The following is a 22,345-nucleotide window of genomic DNA, read 5'->3' on the forward strand; positions in this document are numbered from 1 at the left end:
ACAAGAAATACCCTATAGAACAGACTTTTTTTAAGTGTCTATTCTATAGGGTACATTTTACTCGTTTGCTCTTTCTGTTTTTACTTCGCATGTGGTAGAAAAAGGCACTGACCGCTTCTATGTATGGCCAGATGCTCTTTCCCATCTAAAAAGAGGGGGGTGTCGTTTTTTTAATGGATGTATATATAGATATCCATTAGTGTAATGAAAATTCTACTTTATACGATTAAAACAATCGTTGTTTATTTAGTTTCCTGCAATAGCTGAATTAATTTTATTCATAATAAAGGTATAATTAGTCGTGAATAAGATGTAGTTATTTGTTTTTGTTTTAATTAAAACTCTATCAGTAGTTCCATAGGGAGGACCAATTCTTATAGCTCCCTCATCTGTTCCAGCATATGTATCATCTAAAGTTACCTCAATAATATTTGAGATAGGAATTTCCACCTTAGCTAACTGGTATTTGATTACAATGTTCTCATTTGATTTTTCTACGTTTATTCCTAACATGACCATTCACCACCTATAAAATTAATAAATCATTATAATTAGATAATATCACTTTTTGGTAAAAATGGGCGTTGTTTTATTGTTTTTTTACCTATATAAATCCATTTTGATTTTCCAGCATATAAGTCACGGCTATAAAGAACAAAAAGTGATCTGCACTCGTTTGCTCTCTTTGTTTTCACTTGGCATGGGGCAGGAAAAGGATCTGACCGCTTCTATGCATGGCCGGATGCTCTCTCCCATCTAAAAAAAAAGGTTTTATGTCGATTTTTCAATTTGTACTTATATAATCTAACTGTTATTCCAGACATTCATGAAATTATATTAATCAACAAATGTAATTTTATTAAAAAAATAAGTTCGCTTAAAATTAGGAGAACTATACTACAAGTAATGGCGGGAATTATAGGGTGTCGGTTCACTGGTAACGGCAAACCAAGGCCTTAATCCGGGGATTAAGGCCTTGGTTTTTTGTGCTCCTAGGGCCTTACAGATGGACTTCTCACTTTTTTATTAGCCTTAAACAGTTTATAATTATCAGATAATACTAGATATTTTACCCTATAAATACTTATAATAGAATATGAGATGGTTATAATTGAGACAGAAAAGATGTATTCCTAGGTGGGGCCTAGGCGGCGCCTTGCTTTTTGTGACATTTAAGCAGAAGCGTCTACTCTTTTTTGCCAATATAGGGGATGGAGAGATTATCATGAGCAACATGCAGCAAAAAACAGACGTTATCTTAATTGGTGCCGGAGTCATGAGCGCGACTTTGGGATCATTATTGAAAGAGTTGGCACCTGAATGGGAAATCAAAGTGTTTGAGAAACTTGCAAACGCAGGAGAAGAAAGCTCTAACGAATGGAATAATGCGGGTACGGGCCATTCTGCACTGTGCGAACTGAACTATACATCCGAAAAATCTGACGGATCTATAGATATTAGCAAAGCTATAAAAATTAATGAACAGTTTCAGCTTTCAAGACAGTTTTGGTCTTATCTTGTAAACAGTAATCTGATTCATAATCCGCAGGACTTTATTATGCCAATACCTCATATGAGTATGGTACAAGGGGAAAAAAATGTAACATTTTTGAAAAAACGTTTTAAAGCGCTGTCAAACAATCCTCTTTTTCAAGGGATGGAATTTTCCGATGACCCTGAAAAACTGAAAGAATGGCTTCCGCTTATCATGGAAGGCCGCACATCGGATGACCCGATAGCAGCTACAAAAATCGACTCTGGAACGGATGTCAACTTTGGTGCTTTAACACGCATATTGTTTGACCACTTACAGAGTAAAAACGTCGAGATAAACTACAAGCATAGTGTTCAGGATATTAAACGTACTAGCGACGGCTTGTGGGAAGTGAAAGTGCATGATATCGATGGCGGTAAAATCGAATACCATACTGCAAAATTCGTCTTTATCGGCGGTGGGGGCGGAAGTCTGCCTTTACTACAAAAAACTGGTATTCCTGAGTCAAAACATATTGGAGGGTTCCCGGTAAGCGGCCTATTTATGGTATGTAACAATCCGGAAGTTATAGAGCAGCATCATGCAAAAGTATACGGTAAAGCTAAGGTTGGTGCTCCTCCAATGTCTGTTCCGCATCTTGATACAAGATATATCGACAACAAAAAAACATTGCTGTTTGGACCGTTTGCCGGCTTCTCACCAAAGTTCTTAAAAACTGGTTCGAATTTTGATTTGATAGGTTCTGTAAAACCGAATAATGTTTTCACTATGTTGGCAGCAGGCGTAAAAGAGATGTCATTGACAAAATACTTGATCCAGCAAGTTATGTTATCGAATGAAAAGCGCGTGGAAGAATTACGCGAGTTTATCCCGAACGCTAAAGGCGAGGATTGGGATATAGTGGTAGCGGGCCAACGTGTGCAAGTTATCAAAGATACTGATGCCGGCGGTAAAGGAACACTTCAATTTGGTACGGAAGTTGTTAGTGCCTCTGATGGCTCGATAGCTGCATTGCTCGGCGCTTCTCCAGGTGCTTCTACTGCCGTTCATGTTATGCTTGTGGTATTAGAAAAATGCTTCCCACAACATATGCAAGAGTGGGAAACGAAAATAAAAGAAATGATTCCTTCTTATGGTGTTTCACTAGTTGATAACCCAGAGCTATTCCAAGAAATTCATACTTCAACAGCGGAGACGCTTGGTCTAAGCGAAAAAGAACTGGCTTATAGTTAATTCTTTGGATGTAGAAATAAAGGTACTTAATGAAAAAGTTTAAGCAACATGTTTCATCAATAGAATATCATTGAAAATAAAACATAGAACCTTCGATCTATCTTTGGATTGAAGGTTCTTTTTTCAAAATGGATTCCTTTTATTCATAGTAAGATGGTGGTTTGTGAAGTGTTTTTGATCAAAATTTGTGGAATCAATCTTGCGTTTTTGAAGAAACGAGAGAAGAAACCTTTGAATCGTATCGGTAACTAACAAATGTCAGAAGTAGAGCAAATTGATTCATGAAGAGGGGCTATGAAGTTGAAAAAACTCATGTATTAGGAATGCTGACACTTATCCCGCATTAACGGGCAGTAAGACCCCCGCCTCAAGACTCAGAGAGAAGCGAAGAAGATAGTGGGGGATAACTTGCCCGTAAAAGCCCGATTGGTTTAACCATCAGTGGGGGATGAAGAAAACCCCCACTGATGGAAGTTTCACTTTATCCGCATGTTGGGAGGTGTCTCGTTCGTAGACAAAGTAACTCGCTTTGTACTTAGAATGTGGTTTGTTCAGAAAGCAGAGACAAAAATAACGATTTAAGGGGGATTTGAAATGGCAGATCGTGTATTTTTAAACGGTGAAGTAATTACAGCCGATGAGAAAAATAGAATTTTAGAAGCGGTTGCGGTCAAGGGGAACCGAATTATTGCGGTTGGTACAAACGAGGAAATAAAAAATTACATTCATGATAATACTCATGTCATAAATTTGGAAGGAAAGAGTTTACTGCCTGGTTTCATTGATTCTCATTTACATATGGCGGTTATTGGAACGAATAAGCTCGGTATTGATTTCAAAGAGATGCATTTGACATCCTTGCATGATCTTCTGGAAAAGGGGAAAGCAGCGGCGGAGCGGACGCCTAAAGGGGAGTGGATCCGGTCATGGGGATTTAACGAGAATACAATTGAAGAAAAGCGTTTTCCAACGAGATGGGAGCTTGACGAGATTTCCAGGGAGCATCCAGTTATCATTGGACGTACTTGCGGTCACATTTCCGTAGTAAACAGCAAGGCACTTGAATTGGCTGGTTTGTCTAAAAATACTCCCGATCCGGAGGGAGGAATCATCGGACGGGATGAAAACGGTGATCTTAACGGACTGCTGTACGAAACCGCTCATATGAGTATGTTTGCACTTGCGCAATTTTCCGAAGAAGAACTGATTAAAGGACTTGCTCTAGCTAGCAATGAGTTTGTTAAATTAGGAATAACGAGTATTCATGATGCCGGTTCATACGGTGCTTCCGTCTTTAGGGCAATGCAGAAAGCGGTTGCTTCCGGGGCTGTGAAGACACGGATTTATGCCATGATTTGTGAACTGAACCATCCTGAAAATTACATTAAGAAAATGATAGATGCCGGTATGTTGTCAGGGGTGGGTAACGAGTGGTTTCGAATCGGTCCTGCAAAGGTATTTACGGACGGTGCCAGCACCGGTCCAACAATTGCAACGAGGGAACCCTACACAAGTAATCCAAATGATTGCGGAATTCTCTACTATAGTCAGGAGAAATTGGAGGAGATATTGGGAGAAGCACACGAAAAAGGATTTCAAATTACGGCACATGCACAGGGAGATCGAGCGATTGATATGTTGCTTACTTGCATGGAACGTGCGCTGGAAAAACATCCGCGGTCAAATCACCGGCATCGAATTGAACATGCGGGGTTGACAATGCCGGATTTACTTATCCGCATGAAAAAACTTGGAGTGGTTCCTATTCCTAATCCTGGGTTCTTCTATGAATTTGGGGAAGGGTATATAAAAGACTATGGTGAACGGGTAAATCATATGTATCCCCTTCGCGATTATATTGATGCTGGTATCATTGCGGCAGCTGCTTCTGATAGTCCGGTTATCATGCCAAATCCACTTCATGGTATTCACGTCGCTGTTAACCGCTTGAGTTCATCGGGACAGGAAGTCGGAGCTAATCAGCGTGTTAGCGTTTTGGAAGCAATTAAACTATTTACTTGGAACGGTGCGTACGCAAGTTTTGAGGAAAAGGTGAAAGGCAGCATCGAAGTGGGGAAACTTGCAGACTTGGTTGTTTTGGATAAACCGATTCTAAACGTTCCTCACGAACAAATCAAGGACATACAGGTTGAACTGACCATGCTAGACGGTGAAATTGTATTTCAGCATTAAACTTCCTTAATCGGATAGGGCATAACTTTATCATGAAAAGTATCATCTTAATAGGTGGTACTTTTTTGCTTAAGTAACGGAGAGGAGGTTAGCTTCGGATTATTTCCGTATTCAGAGGAGATGAATCATGCGGTATAACTTTTTAAAATAATGAAAGTTTTCGCGGTATTGACGTAAAGTACCAGGCCATCTTCCTTTCGTTTCTTTTACATGAGTGAATGTTGTAAATAAAACGTGTAATATGTCTTGTTTAGTCTTTCTTACGGTTTATTTGTTTCGAAAATTAAAATTTTTTGAAAAATAAAGTGAATAATATTGTGATATATGAAAATAATCCGTTATAATACTACTTAGTAGAAAGATAGTTGTCTTTATGGAGTGGAATGTGATAAAAATGGCGATCTAAATGGTTTTTATTAGATGAATCCTTGGAGAGATGCTGAAAGAGCATCGAAGAAGAAAAGAAAAAGCCAAGCTCTAGGACAGGGGTTGGTACATATTTAATAAAAATCATTTATTATTCAATCGAAGCTATTTGTAATAGGCTTAATTTTATCCCGCATTAACGGGCAGTAATACTCCCACCTCAAAATTCAGCGAAAGCAAAGAAGTAAGGTGGGAGATAAACTGCCCGTAAAAGCCCGATTAGTTCAACTAATAATCAGTGGGGGATGAAGAAAACCCCACTGATTAAAGTTTCACTTTATCGTAGGGTTGTGAGAAATGAATAGCTCTATAGTAGCAATGTTGTAATTTTATCTGAAACTAAAGGGGGAATATCTATGAACAGTATACTGAAAAAGTGGAATCAAGTGAGTCTAGTAAAACAAATTATTGTAGGTTTGATTATTGGTATTATTCTATCTTTGACAATTCCAGAAGCAGCAAAACCTGTTGTAATTTTAGGTACTTTATTTGTAGGTGCTTTGAAAGCAATTGCGCCTGTGTTAGTACTTTTCTTAGTTATGTCGGCCATCGCTCAACACAAGAGTGGTCAACGAACGAATATGAAATCCATTATCTTCCTATACCTTTTAGGAACCTTTTTAGCTGGATTAGCTGCCGTTGTTGTAAGTTTTATTTTTCCTGTAAGCTTAACACTTGCAAAGGGGGCTGAAGGTGTGACTGCTCCTGGCGGTGTTGTAGAGGTTCTCAAAGCATTACTGCTGAACATTGTTGATAACCCAGTTAAAGCGATTTCTAATGCGAACTATATCGGTATATTAGCTTGGGCGGTACTTATTGGTTTGGCTTTACGAAATGCCTCTGATACGACAAAAACAATGATTTCTGATTTTTCAGATGTTGTATCTAAAATAGTTACATGGATTATTAAGTTTGCTCCATTAGGAATCATGGGTCTAGTAGTGGAATCTATTACTACAAATGGAATCGGGGCACTACTAAGCTATGGAAAATTACTTGCGATTTTGCTTGGTTGTATGGTCTTTGTGGCGTTGGTTGTCAATCCAATCATTGTGTTCGCATTTATACGTCAAAATCCGTTCCCGCTTGTTTTTAAGTGCTTAAAGGAAAGTGGTATTACAGCATTCTTTACACGTAGTTCAGCTGCGAATATTCCTGTAAATATGAGATTATGTGAAAATCTAGGTTTAAATAAGGATAGTTATTCAGTATCCATTCCATTAGGTGCAACGATCAATATGGGTGGTGCCGCTGTTACGATTTCTGTTTTGACACTTGCAGCGGTTCATACGCTTGGTATTCAAGTAGACTTCCCTACAGCAATCATTCTCAGCGTATTGTCAGCTATATGCGCTTGTGGTGCTTCAGGGGTTGCCGGTGGATCTTTATTGCTGATTCCTCTAGCATGTAGTTTATTTGGAATTTCATCTGATGTTGCTATGCAGGTAGTTGGAGTAGGCTTTATCATAGGTGTTGTACAAGACTCTTGTGAAACGGCACTTAACTCATCCACAGACGTACTTTTCACAGCAACAGCTGAATTTAAAGAGTGGCGTAAAAAAGGGAAAAAAATAAATATCGACAAAGCATCATAAAGAAGAAATCTGGTTCTGGTGCAAATATGATTGTTTAGAAGCATAGAACGTCAGTAACATGTTCGGCTATGGATTAGTAATGTTCAATGTATGTATTACAACTAAATATATAGTTCATAAATAAAAGACAGTGAGCAATAAGCTCCTGTCTTTTTATGCTGAAAATTCGAGTCGTAGTTAAAGAAACCTTTATTCATAGCTATAAAAGCAGAACTTCCTTGAGTATGCTATGGATTTAGGATTAATCAGCAAAAATGTTGCTTTTAAAATTAAATTGATGAGATTTTTACACGGCAATATGATCAAAGAGTTAGGTGTTTAATCAGAAGGAGATTGGATATAACTACGATATTGTTAGTTTGTGATGCGGTGAACCGTATTACAAGTGATGGTAAACAGTAAAGTAGAATTAATTGTTGAAGTGAGCAAGCTGTATCAATTAAGAAGCCAAGATACCTAAATTTATTTGAAGGTTAGTTTGATGACGTATGTATATCATATAAGCACGAGAATAAGGCATAATGGTATTATACTGTTATAGAAGCAAATACGGGGAAGAGAGAATAAAATTACGAGATTAAACTAGATCGTTGATTTAATCAAAATGTTAATAGTATATTATATAAATAACTATAAAAAAGGGCATTTAAAGGGGAGTGAGAGTAAATTGAATCTATGTTTAAATGCATTAATTAAAATTCGAGGGGATTTCAAATGGATAAGAAATCAATTACACAAAACAAAGGTATATGTACCTATGGGGATTATAGAAGACCAGCTATTTGAGTTTTTTGTTAAAGATAATTTTATAATAATTAAATGCAATATACCTTTAAATCAAAGCAACCTTGAAGAAAAAGATTTTGATGAAATATTTACTCGAGAGATTGTTGAAACTAAATTATATGAGCAGGAATTTAGAGTTAGGCTGCATGACATATTTATTTCTTTGCAAATTGCTAAACCTAATTGTATAGATTTTACAAACATTTCTTTATACTCAAACGAAAGAGAGATACCTACGCTTTATTATAATTCTTTATTTAGTCCCTATGCGTTAGAAGACACCGAAGAACAATTTGATAATATATATGAAACATTAGACTTTATTGTAGTTTGGGAATGGTTAAAAAAACAACAGGAGTTTTGGTTAGAAGTCCCTTCTACAAAAATTGGAAGATTTTTAAATTATGTAAGGTATATTTACTATGATTCAGGAGTATTATCATCACTTTGGCTCTCAATGGCTTTAGAATCATTATTAGTTGAAAATCAATCCTTTTCTAAATCTCAAATGACGGGTAAATTATATGAATTACTAAAAGAACATTTTTCGAGAGAAGAAATTAAAAAGTATGTTAATAGATTTTATGAGCTGAGGTCAAAGATAGCTCATGGTAATTTAAACTTATATAGGCCTACATTAATTTATGATGCAATAAAGGAAGTTGCTAATTTGGATGATAAATTAATTTTAAACAACTCGTTCGGAATTTCCGCAGTAATTTTCTGCTTACAATATATGATAATACATAACTTACAAACATTAGAATTTGAAGAAGATATAAGTTATATTCTTAAGTTTTAAATGGAGAAATGCATCTAAGATGATGGTAAATAATTAAATATTGGAATCAGCGGACAGTATCAATTAGGAAACCTTTATATCTAAGTTTATTTGTTGTATGAGTGTTACTCAATGAAGGAAAAGAGCATGACTTTTATCTTATACCGTCAACAGTATGGGAGAACCCAAATGGCATCTTCTTTAGTCGTGATTATGAAAAAGAGGGACAGACGAGTAAGCCGGAGTGGGGAATAAATTTATCTAAAAAGAATTTACCAGAGCTAGAGCAATATCGTTTTGAAGCTATTTTATCAAATATGTTTTAAAAGAAGTTGAAAAAGTATACATGTTGATAAAGGATACATGTTGATAAAGGATACATAATGGCTGTACCATCGTAAGTTACTATAGTGGACGAGAAACAAGACATTAGGCGAGAAGCCATTTTACTAGGTGGCAACTATAATAGGGAATGGCAACAAACTAACGAACTCGTAGAAGCTCGTAGGTTTAAATGTAATGTTTGTCAAGAAATACGAAAGGTCATACTGTCGGCATAAGATATATGCTTACAAAAACTTGAAGAAACTTATAAAATTACTAACTTAAAGCACTTCATTGTCTATTACAGCCGATAAGTGCTTTTTTTGTATTTTGCGGTTAAAAGTTTCGAAAATACTATAATTAATAAGTGTAATAAGTGTTAAATTTTATATAAATGCTGTCATAAAAAAGGATTAGGATAGGTAAGCATTGGTAAATGATAAATGTTAAAATAAAAACAGTAGCATAAGTTTGAATACTATTTCAGAGTGATACAATGATTTCACGAAAAATATGTTTGTACTGTAGAGAAAGGGGTAGCTAGTTGATGGATTTAAAGGTCAATATTGAACAAGAATTGTGGAGAGCTATAGAGAAGAACTATGAAAATGAAAGCTATTCTACTGCTATTTTAGATGCTATGCATTTATTAACAGACACTATTAGAAATAAGACTGGTTTAGAAGGTGATGGCTCAGGCTTAATAGGACAAGCTTTTGGTGGTGAAAGTCCCAAATTACAATTAAATAAATTGCAAACAGAATCAGAAAAAAATATACAAAAAGGGATGCAAGAGTTACTAAGAGGTCTATATACCACAATTAGGAACCCAAGAAGCCATGAAAGGTATAATGATTCAAAAGAGGAAGCAGATTCAATAATATATTTTATTAGTTATTTATTAAAGACTATTGATAAATCAAAAACTAGTTTTGAAAAATCCACATTTTTACAAAGAGTATTCGATGAATATTACGTGAAAACGAAGGAATACTCTGATTTATTAGTAAAGGAGATTCCAAAACGCCAGAGAGTTGATATTGCCATATCTATTATTTTAGCTCGGAGGGATGGAGATAGTTATAAGTTATCATATTTTATGAACTCCCTTTTCGATAAGTTAGAGGAAACCGACATATTACGTGTATATAAAGTAATTAGTGAAGAGTTAAAGTATACTAGTGAGCATGATGATATAGCTACAATATTACATATAGTGCCATCAAAATATTGGAGCCGACTAGATAAAGCAGTAAAGATTAGGATAGAAGAAATATTATATCAAAGTGCAGAGAAGGGGAAATATGATTCTTCGACTCAAGAGTGTAGACTTGGTTCTCTTGGGACTTGGATAAATGCGGGACATTTAGTTAACTTCGAAGATTTCGGAGATTGGATGTATATGTTGTTGCGTAAAATAAAATCTGGTGATACTGAAGAGGTAGCTTATATAGAAAATTTCTATTGGAGTAAAATCTGTGAGGTAAATCGTGATGATATAAATTTTTGGTTAAAAGATTATATTGCAACAGGATTCAATAATAATGATGAAAAAATAATAAATAAATTAAATTCACAGATAATGTTTGAAGAAAGCCATCCGTGGTGGAATGTATTTGAGGAAGAATTAAAGAATTATCCAGATATAGTTTATCGTGATTTGCCGTTTTAATATCGAAGATTATTATTATTGGTTATAGATAAGTGATTGCTCATGTGAAAATGCCCCGTAATGTATTATGGGGCGTGATGTTAAATATAAACAAATGTTTTATGTTCAAAAATTAATTTCTTCCTAGATAGGATAAGGTGAAATCGTATTACAAGTGTTGGTAAAAGTTAATAATTGAAGTAAGCAAATTGTATTAACCATAAATCCTGCATATGTAAAATTATTTGATAAAAGCTAAAAAGATTATAATTGCAAGAAGGCCCTCTTTTAGTAAACGTAAAATTATATAGGTTAAATATATAATTTTAGGAGGGCTAATAGAATGTCTCAATATAACTTAAGAGAATTGGACAATCTGCAAAAAGGACGCCACGGCGAAGAACTTGCAAAATTGAAATTTAGATATTATGGCTTTGATATTTGTACATCCAAAGTATTTGGTAAAGGTTTGGGTTTTAAAATAAAAAAAGACGATAATTACTATGATATTAAAGTTAGGACGCTTATGAAATTGGATTATGTGTACTTTGAGAAAAGTACAATCTCACTAAGAGATGATTTGCTTGTTGTGTGGGTGTTATTTAATGAAGGAAAAGAACCTGACTTTTACCTTATACCGTCAACAGTATGGGAGAAACCGAATGGTGTTTTCGTAAGCCGCGATTATGAAGGACTAAAGACTGAGCCAGAGTGGGGAATAAATATTTCGGAAAAGAATTTACCAGAGTTGGAACGATATCGTTTTGAAAAAACTATGTCAATGATGCTTTAAAAAGAAGAAACTCGAGTGCTTGTATACAAGTATGAGAATGTATCATAATGACATTTAAGTGGGTAGCGAGTACAAATACATGGCAGGTAGATTAAACCTACGATATCGTACAAGCTCGTAGGTTTAAATGTAATACTTGTTAAGAAATACAAAAACTGTCATACTATCAGCATAGGAAACATGCACTTTTAAAAACTTGAAGACGTTTATAAAATTTAAAAAAATTACTAACTTAAAGCACTTGGTTGTCTATTACAGACGATAGGTGCTTTTTTGCATTTTGAGGTTAATAGTTTCGAAAACACTATAATTAATAAGTGCAATAAGTGTTAAATTTTTATAAAAAAGAGCGTAAAAGTGATAGAAGGGATGATTATATGCTAGGAGTACAGGTGACAATTGACAAGTTTGTCACGGAGTATAAAGATATTCCACATTCGGTATTTTTACATTTGTATATGATTGTATCGCAGAAGTATAAGGTATGGTATGTCAACACGAAACTAGACAATTTTTTTAAGGTGTTCCTGTCTATACTGAACAGGGCTCAAATAACCTAGCGTTCCATGGATTCTAACATTATTAAACCAGTTTACGTAGTCGTTCAATTCTAAGGTCAATTCTTCTAAACTTGCGAAGTGACGATCACGAACGAACTCTGTTTTAAAGATTTTATAGGTTGCTTCCGCTACCGCATTATCGTATGGGCAGCCTTTCGCACTTAATGAACGCTTGATTTTGAAGGTCTCTAACGTGTCCTGAATTAGCTTGTTTTTGAACTCGTTTCCTCGATCTGTATGAAATAAGGAAATCCGAGTCAGGTTTGTTTTCACCGCTGCGAAAGCTTGTGAAACAAGCTCGGCATCTTTCTTTTGGCCTGCACTATGTCCTATGATTTCTCGATTAAAGAGATCAACTAATAAACATACGTAATTCCACTTTTTGTTCACGCGGACGTATGTTAAATCACTTACGACTACAGCTAGCTCTTCTTGTTGGTTGAACTGACGATTGAGTTCGTTTGAAAAGCTTTCTTCATTACAGCTAACTCTCTTCGGCTTAAACTGTGCAACCGTATAGTTCAATATTAAACCTTGGTTCTTCATGATTCGTCCAATACGGCGACGTGAAATCACATATCCTAACTTTTTTAGTTCTACTTTTATCTTTCGTGTTCCATAGTTCTGACGGCTCTCTCGGAAGATTTCTTTCACGAGTGGTGACAATTCATCTCCTGTATCTTGTGCTTGTTTTGCCTCATAATAATACGTCGCTCTTGCTAATTGTAGGACATTGCACATTGCTGATATCGAGTATTTATGTAGGTTATTCTTCACTACTTTTACTTTCGTCCTAGTATCAGCGCCGCTTGCTTTAAAATATCATTTTCCATAAGAAGCTGTTTGTTTTGTTTTCTCAACGCTTCCAATTCTAGTTGTTCAGCGGTCTTATTATCTTTCTCTTTAAACGAGCCAGATGTATGATTTTGATTGATCCACCGATCTAATGATGATGGTGTTAATCCATATTCCTTAATAATGTCTTTCCTTGGTTTACCATTTTGATACAGTTGAACCATTTGGTGCTTAAATTCCGCTGTAAAAGTTCTTCTTTCTCTTTTATTTTTCGTCATAGTAGATTCTCCTCAAATATATTAGTTGTAGTCTACTTGACCTTAATTTTTTTGTCTAGTTCAGTGTAGCCTATCCAGTAAAGAAAAAGACATATACATGTTCATATGGGCATGAAATACACATAGAGAAATGTGGTGGTGCATATATGTACTTGTATTACAAAAACCTTAGAGAAACGGAAGGGTACTTGCATACTCTAAGGATAGAGACAAGGCCAGAGTATTATGCACATTTTCAAGAAATATTAGGGATGATAACAGAGAAAGCAAGTCGAATAGAATTTGTAAGTTGTGATGTAGCTTACGATATACCAAAAGGGCTAGAAGATATAGTTGTAATACCCGCAGATATAAGGCGGAAAATGAGCCATTGTAAAACAACTCGGTACTTTGGAAGACGTGACCAGAGAAAACGGGATGGGTACTGTAGGATTTATGATAAGAGACTAGAATTAGCTGAAAAGAAAAAAGAGTATATAATAAACGATTTAAGTAGGATAGAGATTGTGTATAAAATCAGTGAGAAAATACTATTGAACGATATAGTAAAATATCCACCGAAGCAGAATGAATATTATTTTGCGGCAGTGGTAACAGATTGGGAAGCTTTAAAAAAGAAACAAGTGGAAAGAGTAATTAACTTACGAGATGGAAAAGAGACATATACACAATATGTGAGAAGAGAAGTAAAAAAGAACCTTACCAACCAGTATCGAGTGGACTTCGACGAGTTGGCAAGGATAAATTGGGAAATGTTAATACAAGAGCCGTGTTCAATTATACTTGGAGTAGCATAATGAACGTGCTCTTACATTAATGAAATTTAAATAGATTGTAATGATTATGTATAGTGTACGATTTTACTAGAGGAAAAACGACTATAAAATAAGATATTGTGCGGATTTTAGGTTAGTTTGTATGGGGGGAACTGGATTAATGACTAAGAAAGAGCATATCGAAAGTGATATGCTCCTTTTTAATGGTGTTTAATTAACTTATAATAGCTTGTATGCAATAAATACAATTAACAATATATTAATTGCACCAAGGCAGGTAGCTATTTTATTTTTTGAGAGCCATTTACCGACTTTAGGGAAAAGTTTTGGGAATAAATAGTTTGTTAGCATAAAAATAAATGTTATCGCGGGTAAGTATGTCATCATGATAAATTCCTCCTTATTAAGCATAAACATCGAGACTTTTATATTTGTGCATTATATTCATTTATCGTTCTCGTTTTAAGTCCTAATGCTCATTTTTTATATTTTTTGAGTTTGATAAGATTATTATTTAAATTTTTACTAGAACTATAACTGTTTAGTGGGCGGAGCAAGTTTTATAAAAAGTGTATAAACGTGTACACTTTTTTATAAGCAGGTGTTATACTATTGCCACTAATCGGCATAGCCAACTTAAAACAACTTATAAGCCTTATTTCTCTTGTACTAGGGGAAGTAAGGCTTTTTTGTTTATATAACTATTTTTAGGGGGGAAATAAATATGGCAAAGGCAAACAAATTAAGTGCTATTGAACAGGTAGAACATGAATTACGAGAGGTACAAGATAAAATTGATGATAATGCTCAAAAGTATCGAGATTGTTGGAAAAAACGAAATGAATATTTAGAAATAGGGGAGCCAAGCAAGGCTAGTGATTGTGAGGGTAAATATTATTACTTACGTGATACAGTAGGTAAAAAATTAGATAACGAAAGAATATTAGCGGCGAATAAAATGGATGAATTGTTAGCAGGAGCAACACAAATTAAACGTAGCATAAAAAAACTTATGAATAGTCAAGAGTACCATACGAAAGAGTTAAATGAACTGAAGAAAAGGTACTATTTGTCAGAGGATGTACAGGATTTTTATGCGTTAATTCCTGAAGATACTGAAGCTTGTTTAAATGCACGAGTTGGATTAATTGAGATACATGGATTACTAGCTAAACAGCAAGAAATAAAAGAATTTGAAGATGAAATAAGTGGATTACAGCAACGCCTTGTTGAGTTAGAGGGGGATAATTAATGGATGAAGTGACTCTTGAACTTGAAAATAGACGGAAGTATCAGAGGAACTACAAGCGTAAGCGTCGGTTAGACCCTGAATATAGAGCAAAAGAAAGACAATGTAACAAATTATATAGAGAGCGAAATAAGGATAAGGCAAAGCAACGACAGCAACGTTTTTATAAAGGACAAGAGGAGAGGGAAAATATATGAGTAAGCATAATAAAACGATTGATTTTACAGTAAAACAGATAGGCAGCGAGCAAGAACGCAAGTTACGGTTCATTGGTTCATGTGAACATGCAGACCGAGACGGTGATGTGATTTTAGCAAGTGGGTGGGAACTAGATAATTATAAAAAGAATCCAGTATTTTTATGGACTCATGATTACTCGATACCGCCAATTGGTAGAGCAATAAATGTATTTAGACAAGCGGACAAGTTAATATTTGATATTGAGTTTCCAGAGAAGGGAATACATCCATTAGCTGATACGGTATACGAACTTTATAAAAAGGGTTTTATGAATGCTACATCAGTTGGATTTATCGGTAAAGAAGGAGAAGCATTGCCAACTGGAGGAACCAAGTTTACTAGACAGGAGTTACTAGAGTTATCGGCGGTGCCAGTACCAAGCAATCCGATGGCATTGCAACAAGCTAAGTCATTAGGATGTATTGGTAAAGGAGTAGCTAAGTATTTTGAACTAAATGAAGATGAACTTTATATCGAAATAGAGGATGATGACTCTACAAATATCGTTAAATATAACTATATAGAAATATATGCAACAGAAGAAGAAGTAAAGGGAGTTATTAAGGCAGCGGTAAACAATTCGATTAGAGGGGGAAACAAATAATGAGTACTGAAAAAGAATACTTTAAAGAGGTACTAGATGTTGCACAAAGCCAAGGAGTTGCATTATTGGAATTCTACGCATTTATAAGAGACAAAGGGTTAGAGGAAGAGTTTTATAAACATCGTTCATTACAACGAAAACAAATGACGAAGCCTGGTGAAGACAAATAAGACATAGCGAGGACATACGACAGACGATGCAAGAACTATACAAAGTATTTACGAGGATTCAGCAAGAATCGAATATACGTTAAAAACATTGGTGAGGAACTAGCATACTTAGATAGCTAGATTAGAGAACTAGACTGGGAGATAAAAAGGGTGGAGCAAATGGCTCCACCTTATTTTCAAAAACGATACTCCATGTATTACGGTTTGGGAGGTGCGAAGATGGAAAAGCAGGTGTGCGGAGCTATGACTCGCAAAGGAACGCCATGCCAAAAAGTAGGTATAGGGAAGAATGGACGATGTCGTCTACATGGAGGTAAAAGCACAGGACCAAAGGACAAAGCAAAGCATAGTGCAAGTTTACGAGGTAATAAGAATGCTCTTAAAACAGGCGAACATGAAAGTATTTACTATGACACACTATTAGAAGATGAAAAGTCTCTTTATGACAATATGTCTACTGATTGCATGGAAAGTTGACCGCCTATCTCGTAATAATACTGATGTTATGTCACTGATAGATACTGAGTTAATGCCAAGAAACAAGAGTTTAATTATTACTTCTATTGATATGGATTCATCTTCACCGACAGGACATATGTTTATATCCTTACTTAGTACGTTTGCACGGTACGAAAGAGCGACTATTATAGATCGTGTAAAAGCAGGAATGCAAAAAAGAGCTGAGAAGGGTTATTGGAATGGTGGCTTAATTTTAGGATATGATTCAGTGGATAAAAAGCTAATTATTAATGAAAATGAGAGTAAAATTGTTAGAGAAATATTTCAACTTAGAGCAGAGGGACAGGGATATAAATTTATAGCTAATACTTTAAATAACAGGGAGATTAAAACTAAAAAAGGTAGAAACTTCAGTATCACAGCAATTAAAGTGATTGTTAATAATCATATATATATTGGTGAGATGGTATGGAAAAAACATAAAGACTGGAATATAAAGAGGAGAGCAGGAAAGGCAGAACCTATAATTGTAGAAGGTGTACATGATGCTATTATAGACGAAGATTTATGGGCAAGGGTACAAAAGGTCAATGAACTTCAAAAGAATTCATTTTCTTCTAATAGAAATTTTAATGGAAACTTTCTTTTAACTGGAATATTAAAATGTCCCAAATGCGGGGCTGGTACTGTCATGAGTAAAACAAAAAAGAGAAATAGTGATGATTACTATCTATATTACATGTGTCAAGCGTATCATAATAAGGGATCAAGTGTATGTAGCGCAAATGTAATAAAAAAAGACCAAGTTGAACAGCAAGTATTAAATGTAATATCACTTTTAGTGAATGAAAATGATATTGTAAACGCATTAATAGATGAATTGAATAGTGATAATAATAAAGTTAATGAGGTACATGTAGCAGATATAAAAATGTTTAAAAAACAACTTGGCAAAGCATATGATAAACGTAAAAAATTGGATAATGATTACTTTGAGGGAAATATAGAAGGTAGTACGTATAATCGTTTAATGAATGAACTACAACTAGAAATTAATAAATTAAAAAGAAATATTAGAGAATCCGAGAGCGAAATTACAAGAAATGACTCTATGATAAACAAAGAAGAAGTAATACATGCTCTTAAAAATTTTAATAAGTTTTTTAAGATGGTAAATGATGAAGAAAAAAAATTACTTATAAGGTCTTTAATTAGAGAAATTCAAATGGAAGAGAACCGGAAGGATATAAAAGAAATAACCTTCTGGTTTTTACCTGATAGTGTTTTACCATCTAATAAAGTGCGCAGAACCGTATCATAAGTAAATGAGGTTTTAGCGAAAAAACAACAGCACCCTCTAATTTGCTGGAGAGGTGCTGTTTTGTTATTTGAATGGCTTACGTTAATATACTCCTTTAATTCGAATGGTGGCAGCACCTTTTATTAGAATTGTCCCCTTGGTTTAACAAATGCTTTTTTGTAAATAATATGTTTGTTAAACAATTAATTAAGGGGGACTTGTATGCCACAGGATCGAAAAGCAGAAGTTCAAAACGATGCATACGAAGGAAAAGAGATCATGTCAGATAATCCACAATATCTACCGCGTCACGTGCAAATGGAGCTGCCTCACGAATTTTCTGTAAATCCTCTGTTTACCCGCGAAGGAGAATCGGTCGTTCCGCGCTTTCACATGCCTGATAAAGGCATGTTACCAGAAACAGCGTATCAAATCGTCCATGATGAAATTGCTCTTGATGGCAATGCCCGCTTGAATCTTGCAACATTCGTTAGCACATGGATGGAACCTGCCGCAGAGCACTTATATGCCAAATCATTCGACAAGAACATGATTGACAAGGATGAATATCCACAGACAGCTGAAATTGAGGAGCGGTGTGTCCGCATTTTAGCCAACCTCTGGCATTCGCCCACCCCCATTACGACTATGGGCGTTTCAACAACTGGATCGTCGGAAGCATGTATGCTCGGGGGGCTTGCGTTAAAGAGACGCTGGCAAAACGCACGCAAAAGCGAAGGGAAGCCGGTGGATCGGCCCAATATTGTGTTTAGTTCTGCTGTTCAGGTCGTTTGGGAAAAATTCGCGAACTATTGGGAGGTTGAACCACGCTATGTGAAGGTTAGCCCAGAGCATCCCCAATTGGATCCTCAGGGGGTCCTCGCTGCCGTGGATGAAAATACGATTGGTGTGGTACCGATTCTCGGTGAGACTTATACCGGGCTTTACGAACCGGTTGCCGCCATTGCGAAAGCGTTGGACGATTTACAGGAGAGGACGGGCCTCGACATTCCCATGCATGTGGATGCGGCTTCGGGGGGATTTATAGCACCGTTTCTTCAACCAGATTTAGTCTGGGATTTTCAATTACCGAGGGTGAAGTCCATCAATGTATCCGGACATAAATATGGATTAGTCTACCCTGGGTTGGGTTGGATAATTTGGCGGGAAGCTGAAGATCTCCCTGAGGATCTAATCTTCCGCGTCTCCTATTTGGGCGGGAACATGCCGACTTTTGCCCTGAATTTCTCTCGTCCTGGCGCACAAGTGCTCCTGCAATATTACAATTACCTGCGTTTGGGGAAAAGTGGGTACTATGATGTCCAAAGGGCTTCTCAGAAAGTCGCTCTTTTTCTTAGTAAGGCGATTCAGAAGATGGAACCGTTCGAACTTTTGTCCGATGGTTCGGATATTCCGGTTTTCGCTTGGCGACTGAAAGATGGTTACACATTAAACTGGAATCTTTATGATTTATCTCGACAATTGCGTGTGTTCGGCTGGCAAGTACCCGCCTATCCATTGCCTCCAGATATGGAAGCGGTGACGATTATGCGCGTGGTGGTTCGAAATGGATTTTCCATGGATCTCGCGCATTTATTTTTGATGAACCTCAAACAGGCCGTTGCCTTTCTGGATTCCCTGAACGGGCCTATGCCACATGATACGAAATGTGATAATAGGTTTCATCACTAAGTGGAGACAGATTCTATAGTCATTAAGTTGAGCTAACCACCGGTGAAATTAACTATCTTAGATGAATCCATCCATTAAGAAATTTATTGGATGGACTTTTTATGGAGATTAAGTCGACCAATAAGGATATGCTTTATACAGAAGAAAAGTTTATATCTCTTATCGGTTGGGGGAACAGGTTAAGCACCCGATCTGATAAATAGACGGAGAGATTCCGCCTATTGACTCGAAAAATATGAAAATGGGTAATTTTGCTTTGCATAATCGGAAAACCTCCCCTTATAAACCCCGGAACGAGCTCTATTCTGCATCTAACCGAAAAATCTGCGCTTATTTTACTATCGCTGGTTACTCAATTAAGGACAAGACTTCATATTTAAAGGAAGTGAGAGGGGGTAGGGTGATCCAAGAGAACCTCATTTAGATACGTCACGGTGAGCCGTACCATAAGTAAATGGGGTTGCGTCCTGGTATGCGTTTTTTAGTAATGAAAAAGAGATCTAGGATTTATGTAGGAAAGGATGCATTAAATAAAGTGAAACTTCCATCAGTGGGGGGGGGTTCATCCCCACTGATGGTTAGTTGAACCAATCGGGCTTTTACGTGCAGTTATCCCCCACCTATCTTCTTCGCTTCTCTCTGCATCTTACTGCACGTTAATGCGGAATAAAATTGATGGTAAATTAATAGGCTTGTCCAAAATGGACAAGCCTGCTTTATAATAACCCAGTATGATCTAATGCTCTACGATGATCTTAAGCGTTAGGAAAAACGAAAATATGCCGCTGCTTGAATATCCGAAGATTTGTGCGGCATATAAGATCGATTTCGCTTCGTATAGTCTTAAATAAACAGACTAAATAAAAACTGCTGTTTTCTTTTTATGTTCCAAATTTCGATAAACAAGTGCAAGCAGCATCGACGGTATGGTACAAACAATCATCCCGATAAAGGCGTATCTTGGCTCGATTTCGTATAAATAACCGCCGAACATCGTGAACACCGCAGTACTCCAGCTAAGTGCCAGTGCTGCATACATGCCTTGTGCTTTTGGAATCTGCGCATGTGGAATATTTTTGATTAAATATTTCATAAAGGCATAATGCCCCATTGCAAATGAGCATGCATGCAATGTTTGCGCGATACAGAAAACAATAACATTTGGAAAGGCAAATACTAATATCCAACGTACGGATGAACCAAGTGCCGCTAGTGTCAGTAAGGAGCCTACTGAAAATTTACGAAAGCTCTGATCTGCGATTAAGAAGAAAATGATTTCTGCGATCACGGCAATGTTAATAATTACCCCAATTAAATATTTGGGTGCATGAATATCTTGTAAAAAAATATAGCCATAGCTGTAATAAGAAGCGTGTGCCGCTTGCAGTAAAATCACAATAACGAGCACCAAACCAAAGTGTTTGATGCGAAATAATTCCAGCATACCGCCTTTTTTTGTTTGATCCGCTTGCGGTTTTTTAGATAAAACAGCGGGTGCACGCATAAAACCAAGACACACGAATACCAATGTGCCGAGTAACAGTGCCCATAAAATCACTTCATCCCCAAACGCCCCTGTAAAGATGGTTAAGATCATACCTGCCACGACAAACCCAATGGATCCCCACGAGCGGCTCTTCCCATAATGTCTTAATTGATTACTTTGCGCAAGTACGCCAGCTGCGCTATCTAAAGCAGGCATCAGTGCTGGGTAAATAAAATTCAAAAGTAACGTTACCACAAGTAAGCTAACAAAGGAACTCGCTGGAATACAAAACAGAATAGCAATTAGTGTGCCGATTGCCATTCCATTTAATAAGGTTTTACTACTAAATTTCCTCGATAAATAAGGAAAAGCAATTAATGTAGAAAGGCCTCTTGCAACCAAACCTAAGCTCATAATCAAACTAGCTTGTGAAAGCGTAAGCCCTTTTGTATGAATCATCCATCCTGTCCAATAGGGTAGAAAAATGCCCCATGTCATATAAAAACTAAAAAACTGTCTGCTCATCCAGCGTTGTGTGTTCATTCTGTATCCCCCTCATTGTTTGCATGATAACATGGAGATACGTACAATAATATGAGATATCTCACATTTTCGAGGTGGATTATGGAAATTTATAAAAATGAGAAAAGGAAAAGATATTTGAATGAGTACTCCATTGCGCATTTATTTTCTTTTCCGATTGAAGAGTTTATAGAAGTGCACGAATATAAACGCGATGAATGGATTATTCAAGAAGGCATGCGACCGGATTTTTTATTTTATGTCATTGAAGGAAAAGCAAAAATTTATGTAACGCATCAAAATGGGAAAGTTTCCTTAATTAATTTTATCAATGCGAATGAGTATATTGGGGAAATGGAATTATTAAATGAGGTGTACTATACAAAAGGGATCCAAACCTCCACTAAGACCATTTGCTTTGCGCTTCCTTTTCATCGCTGTCGCGCACAAATGTTAGAAGATGCAAAATTTCTACGTGAACTAACCAAGTTTTTAAGTGTAAAAGCAACACAAATGGCTGCAAAGTATTCGTATAGTCTCGCCTTCCCGCTTGAAAACCGGCTTGCGGATTTTATTTTGCAAACCTCGGATGAAGAGGTCTATAAGGAGAAACACGTAACTGTTTGTGATTTTTTAGGCGTCTCCTATCGACATTTATTGCATGTGCTTGCACAATTTTGCGACAAAGGGTATTTGCAAAAGGAAGGACGTCACTATCGCATTCAGCAGCACAACCCGCTATATGAGCTTGCTGAGATGTTGAGAAATAAATAACTAACTGCGATTCATAAATAGTGGTATACCAAAATAGAAGAACAGAAGTTTACTCCGATAAAAACCTTAATTTAACGAATTCCCCGAAAGAATTCTCCTTCCTCAAGCGTGTGAAGGGCGTAGCCCAACGGTAGGTGGGAGATGAATTTCGGTTTGGCGTAGC

20 protein-coding genes are annotated in these 22,345 nt (G+C 36.3%); 16 read left to right on the forward strand and 4 right to left on the reverse strand.

Annotated features, from left to right (window positions below):
• Positions 1-246: 246 nt before the first annotated feature.
• Complete coding sequence (locus ACIQ7L_RS27800; RefSeq protein ID WP_400573415.1) at positions 247-513, reverse strand: SunI/YnzG family protein; 267 nt, start codon at positions 511-513, stop codon at positions 247-249.
• A 712-nt stretch (positions 514-1,225) separates the two neighbouring features.
• On the opposite strand from ACIQ7L_RS27800, the gene ACIQ7L_RS27805 reads away from it, so the two are divergent.
• The 7 genes from ACIQ7L_RS27805 (at position 1,226) to ACIQ7L_RS27835 (ending at position 11,277) form a co-directional block, all read left to right on the forward strand.
• Positions 1,226-2,728, forward strand: a complete 1,503-nt coding sequence (locus tag ACIQ7L_RS27805; RefSeq protein ID WP_400573417.1) for a malate:quinone oxidoreductase — start codon at positions 1,226-1,228, stop codon at positions 2,726-2,728.
• A 594-nt stretch (positions 2,729-3,322) separates the two neighbouring features.
• Positions 3,323-4,921, forward strand: coding sequence for an amidohydrolase (locus ACIQ7L_RS27810; RefSeq protein ID WP_400573419.1), 1,599 nt, complete (start codon positions 3,323-3,325; stop codon positions 4,919-4,921).
• Positions 4,922-5,703: 782 nt separating this feature from the next.
• The gene (gene sstT, locus ACIQ7L_RS27815; RefSeq protein ID WP_400573421.1) at positions 5,704-6,942 is read left to right on the forward strand and encodes a serine/threonine transporter SstT; all 1,239 of its coding nucleotides are present in this window, start codon (positions 5,704-5,706) and stop codon (positions 6,940-6,942) included.
• A gap of 667 nt (positions 6,943-7,609) precedes the next feature.
• On the forward strand, positions 7,610-8,530 hold the full coding sequence (locus ACIQ7L_RS27820; RefSeq protein WP_400573423.1) for a hypothetical protein: 921 nt from the start codon (positions 7,610-7,612) through the stop codon (positions 8,528-8,530).
• A gap of 101 nt (positions 8,531-8,631) precedes the next feature.
• Positions 8,632-8,835, forward strand: a complete 204-nt coding sequence (locus ACIQ7L_RS27825) for a hypothetical protein (RefSeq protein ID WP_400573425.1) — start codon at positions 8,632-8,634, stop codon at positions 8,833-8,835.
• Between the two features lie 545 nt (positions 8,836-9,380).
• Positions 9,381-10,505: a TIGR02391 family protein gene (locus ACIQ7L_RS27830; protein ID WP_400573427.1), complete on the forward strand. Its 1,125-nt coding sequence runs from the start codon at positions 9,381-9,383 to the stop codon at positions 10,503-10,505.
• A gap of 322 nt (positions 10,506-10,827) precedes the next feature.
• Positions 10,828-11,277: a hypothetical protein gene (locus tag ACIQ7L_RS27835; RefSeq protein ID WP_400573428.1), complete on the forward strand. Its 450-nt coding sequence runs from the start codon at positions 10,828-10,830 to the stop codon at positions 11,275-11,277.
• Between the two features lie 503 nt (positions 11,278-11,780).
• Here ACIQ7L_RS27835 and ACIQ7L_RS27840 read toward each other — a convergent pair.
• Positions 11,781-12,910 (reverse strand): IS3 family transposase gene (locus ACIQ7L_RS27840; protein WP_400573430.1). Its coding sequence is split into 2 segments (ribosomal slippage): positions 11,781-12,655 and positions 12,655-12,910, totalling 1,131 coding nucleotides; the frame shifts between segments, so codons are not numbered across the junction.
• 146 nt (positions 12,911-13,056) lie between these two features.
• Between ACIQ7L_RS27840 and ACIQ7L_RS27845 the strand changes: the two genes are divergently transcribed.
• The gene (locus tag ACIQ7L_RS27845; protein WP_400573432.1) at positions 13,057-13,707 is read left to right on the forward strand and encodes a replication initiation protein; all 651 of its coding nucleotides are present in this window, start codon (positions 13,057-13,059) and stop codon (positions 13,705-13,707) included.
• Between the two features lie 198 nt (positions 13,708-13,905).
• On the opposite strand, the gene ACIQ7L_RS27850 is transcribed toward ACIQ7L_RS27845, so the two are convergent.
• Positions 13,906-14,073, reverse strand: a complete 168-nt coding sequence (locus tag ACIQ7L_RS27850; RefSeq protein WP_400573434.1) for a hypothetical protein — start codon at positions 14,071-14,073, stop codon at positions 13,906-13,908.
• 337 nt (positions 14,074-14,410) lie between these two features.
• On the opposite strand from ACIQ7L_RS27850, the gene ACIQ7L_RS27855 reads away from it, so the two are divergent.
• The 7 genes from ACIQ7L_RS27855 (at position 14,411) to gad (ending at position 19,400) form a co-directional block, all read left to right on the forward strand.
• Positions 14,411-14,938: a hypothetical protein gene (locus tag ACIQ7L_RS27855; RefSeq protein WP_400573435.1), complete on the forward strand. Its 528-nt coding sequence runs from the start codon at positions 14,411-14,413 to the stop codon at positions 14,936-14,938.
• Positions 14,938-15,132, forward strand: a complete 195-nt coding sequence (locus tag ACIQ7L_RS27860) for a hypothetical protein (RefSeq protein ID WP_400573437.1) — start codon at positions 14,938-14,940, stop codon at positions 15,130-15,132. Before ACIQ7L_RS27855 ends, ACIQ7L_RS27860 begins: the two co-directional genes overlap by 1 nt.
• A complete protein-coding gene (locus ACIQ7L_RS27865; RefSeq protein WP_400573438.1) occupies positions 15,129-15,779 on the forward strand; it encodes an HK97 family phage prohead protease in 651 nt (216 codons plus the stop codon). The genes ACIQ7L_RS27860 and ACIQ7L_RS27865 overlap by 4 nt, the downstream gene beginning before the upstream one ends.
• Positions 15,779-15,949, forward strand: a complete 171-nt coding sequence (locus ACIQ7L_RS27870) for a hypothetical protein (RefSeq protein ID WP_400573440.1) — start codon at positions 15,779-15,781, stop codon at positions 15,947-15,949. Before ACIQ7L_RS27865 ends, ACIQ7L_RS27870 begins: the two co-directional genes overlap by 1 nt.
• Before the next feature lie 219 nt (positions 15,950-16,168).
• Positions 16,169-16,426, forward strand: a complete 258-nt coding sequence (locus ACIQ7L_RS27875) for an HGGxSTG domain-containing protein (protein ID WP_400573442.1) — start codon at positions 16,169-16,171, stop codon at positions 16,424-16,426.
• Entirely contained in the window at positions 16,392-17,729 is a 1,338-nt protein-coding gene (locus ACIQ7L_RS27880) for a recombinase family protein (protein WP_400573444.1), read from the forward strand. The genes ACIQ7L_RS27875 and ACIQ7L_RS27880 overlap by 35 nt, the downstream gene beginning before the upstream one ends.
• A gap of 201 nt (positions 17,730-17,930) precedes the next feature.
• Positions 17,931-19,400 (forward strand): glutamate decarboxylase, encoded by a 1,470-nt coding sequence (gad, locus tag ACIQ7L_RS27885; protein WP_400573446.1) that lies wholly within the window; start codon positions 17,931-17,933, stop codon positions 19,398-19,400.
• Positions 19,401-20,256: 856 nt separating this feature from the next.
• Here gad and ACIQ7L_RS27890 read toward each other — a convergent pair.
• The gene (locus tag ACIQ7L_RS27890; RefSeq protein WP_400573448.1) at positions 20,257-21,429 is read right to left on the reverse strand and encodes an MFS transporter; all 1,173 of its coding nucleotides are present in this window, start codon (positions 21,427-21,429) and stop codon (positions 20,257-20,259) included.
• 81 nt (positions 21,430-21,510) lie between these two features.
• Between ACIQ7L_RS27890 and yeiL the strand changes: the two genes are divergently transcribed.
• Positions 21,511-22,182, forward strand: a complete 672-nt coding sequence (gene yeiL, locus ACIQ7L_RS27895) for a transcriptional regulator YeiL (RefSeq protein WP_400573450.1) — start codon at positions 21,511-21,513, stop codon at positions 22,180-22,182.
• Positions 22,183-22,345 lie beyond the last annotated feature (163 nt).

The sequence above is a fragment of the Bacillus sp. NPDC094106 genome (genome assembly GCF_044764345.1).
Lineage (GTDB): Bacteria > Bacillota > Bacilli > Bacillales > Bacillaceae_G > Bacillus_A.

Coding starts and splice junctions, on each gene's coding strand:
- ACIQ7L_RS27800 (WP_400573415.1), bottom strand. CDS start 513: ATGTTAGGAATAAACGTAGAAAAATCAAATGAGAACATTGTAATCAAA.
- ACIQ7L_RS27805 (WP_400573417.1), top strand. CDS start 1,226: ATGAGCAACATGCAGCAAAAAACAGACGTTATCTTAATTGGTGCCGGA.
- ACIQ7L_RS27810 (WP_400573419.1), top strand. CDS start 3,323: ATGGCAGATCGTGTATTTTTAAACGGTGAAGTAATTACAGCCGATGAG.
- sstT (WP_400573421.1), top strand. CDS start 5,704: ATGAACAGTATACTGAAAAAGTGGAATCAAGTGAGTCTAGTAAAACAA.
- ACIQ7L_RS27830 (WP_400573427.1), top strand. CDS start 9,381: ATGGATTTAAAGGTCAATATTGAACAAGAATTGTGGAGAGCTATAGAG.
- ACIQ7L_RS27835 (WP_400573428.1), top strand. CDS start 10,828: ATGTCTCAATATAACTTAAGAGAATTGGACAATCTGCAAAAAGGACGC.
- ACIQ7L_RS27845 (WP_400573432.1), top strand. CDS start 13,057: ATGTACTTGTATTACAAAAACCTTAGAGAAACGGAAGGGTACTTGCAT.
- ACIQ7L_RS27850 (WP_400573434.1), bottom strand. CDS start 14,073: ATGATGACATACTTACCCGCGATAACATTTATTTTTATGCTAACAAAC.
- ACIQ7L_RS27855 (WP_400573435.1), top strand. CDS start 14,411: ATGGCAAAGGCAAACAAATTAAGTGCTATTGAACAGGTAGAACATGAA.
- ACIQ7L_RS27860 (WP_400573437.1), top strand. CDS start 14,938: ATGGATGAAGTGACTCTTGAACTTGAAAATAGACGGAAGTATCAGAGG.
- ACIQ7L_RS27865 (WP_400573438.1), top strand. CDS start 15,129: ATGAGTAAGCATAATAAAACGATTGATTTTACAGTAAAACAGATAGGC.
- ACIQ7L_RS27870 (WP_400573440.1), top strand. CDS start 15,779: ATGAGTACTGAAAAAGAATACTTTAAAGAGGTACTAGATGTTGCACAA.
- ACIQ7L_RS27875 (WP_400573442.1), top strand. CDS start 16,169: ATGGAAAAGCAGGTGTGCGGAGCTATGACTCGCAAAGGAACGCCATGC.
- ACIQ7L_RS27880 (WP_400573444.1), top strand. CDS start 16,392: ATGACAATATGTCTACTGATTGCATGGAAAGTTGACCGCCTATCTCGT.
- gad (WP_400573446.1), top strand. CDS start 17,931: ATGCCACAGGATCGAAAAGCAGAAGTTCAAAACGATGCATACGAAGGA.
- ACIQ7L_RS27890 (WP_400573448.1), bottom strand. CDS start 21,429: ATGAACACACAACGCTGGATGAGCAGACAGTTTTTTAGTTTTTATATG.
- yeiL (WP_400573450.1), top strand. CDS start 21,511: ATGGAAATTTATAAAAATGAGAAAAGGAAAAGATATTTGAATGAGTAC.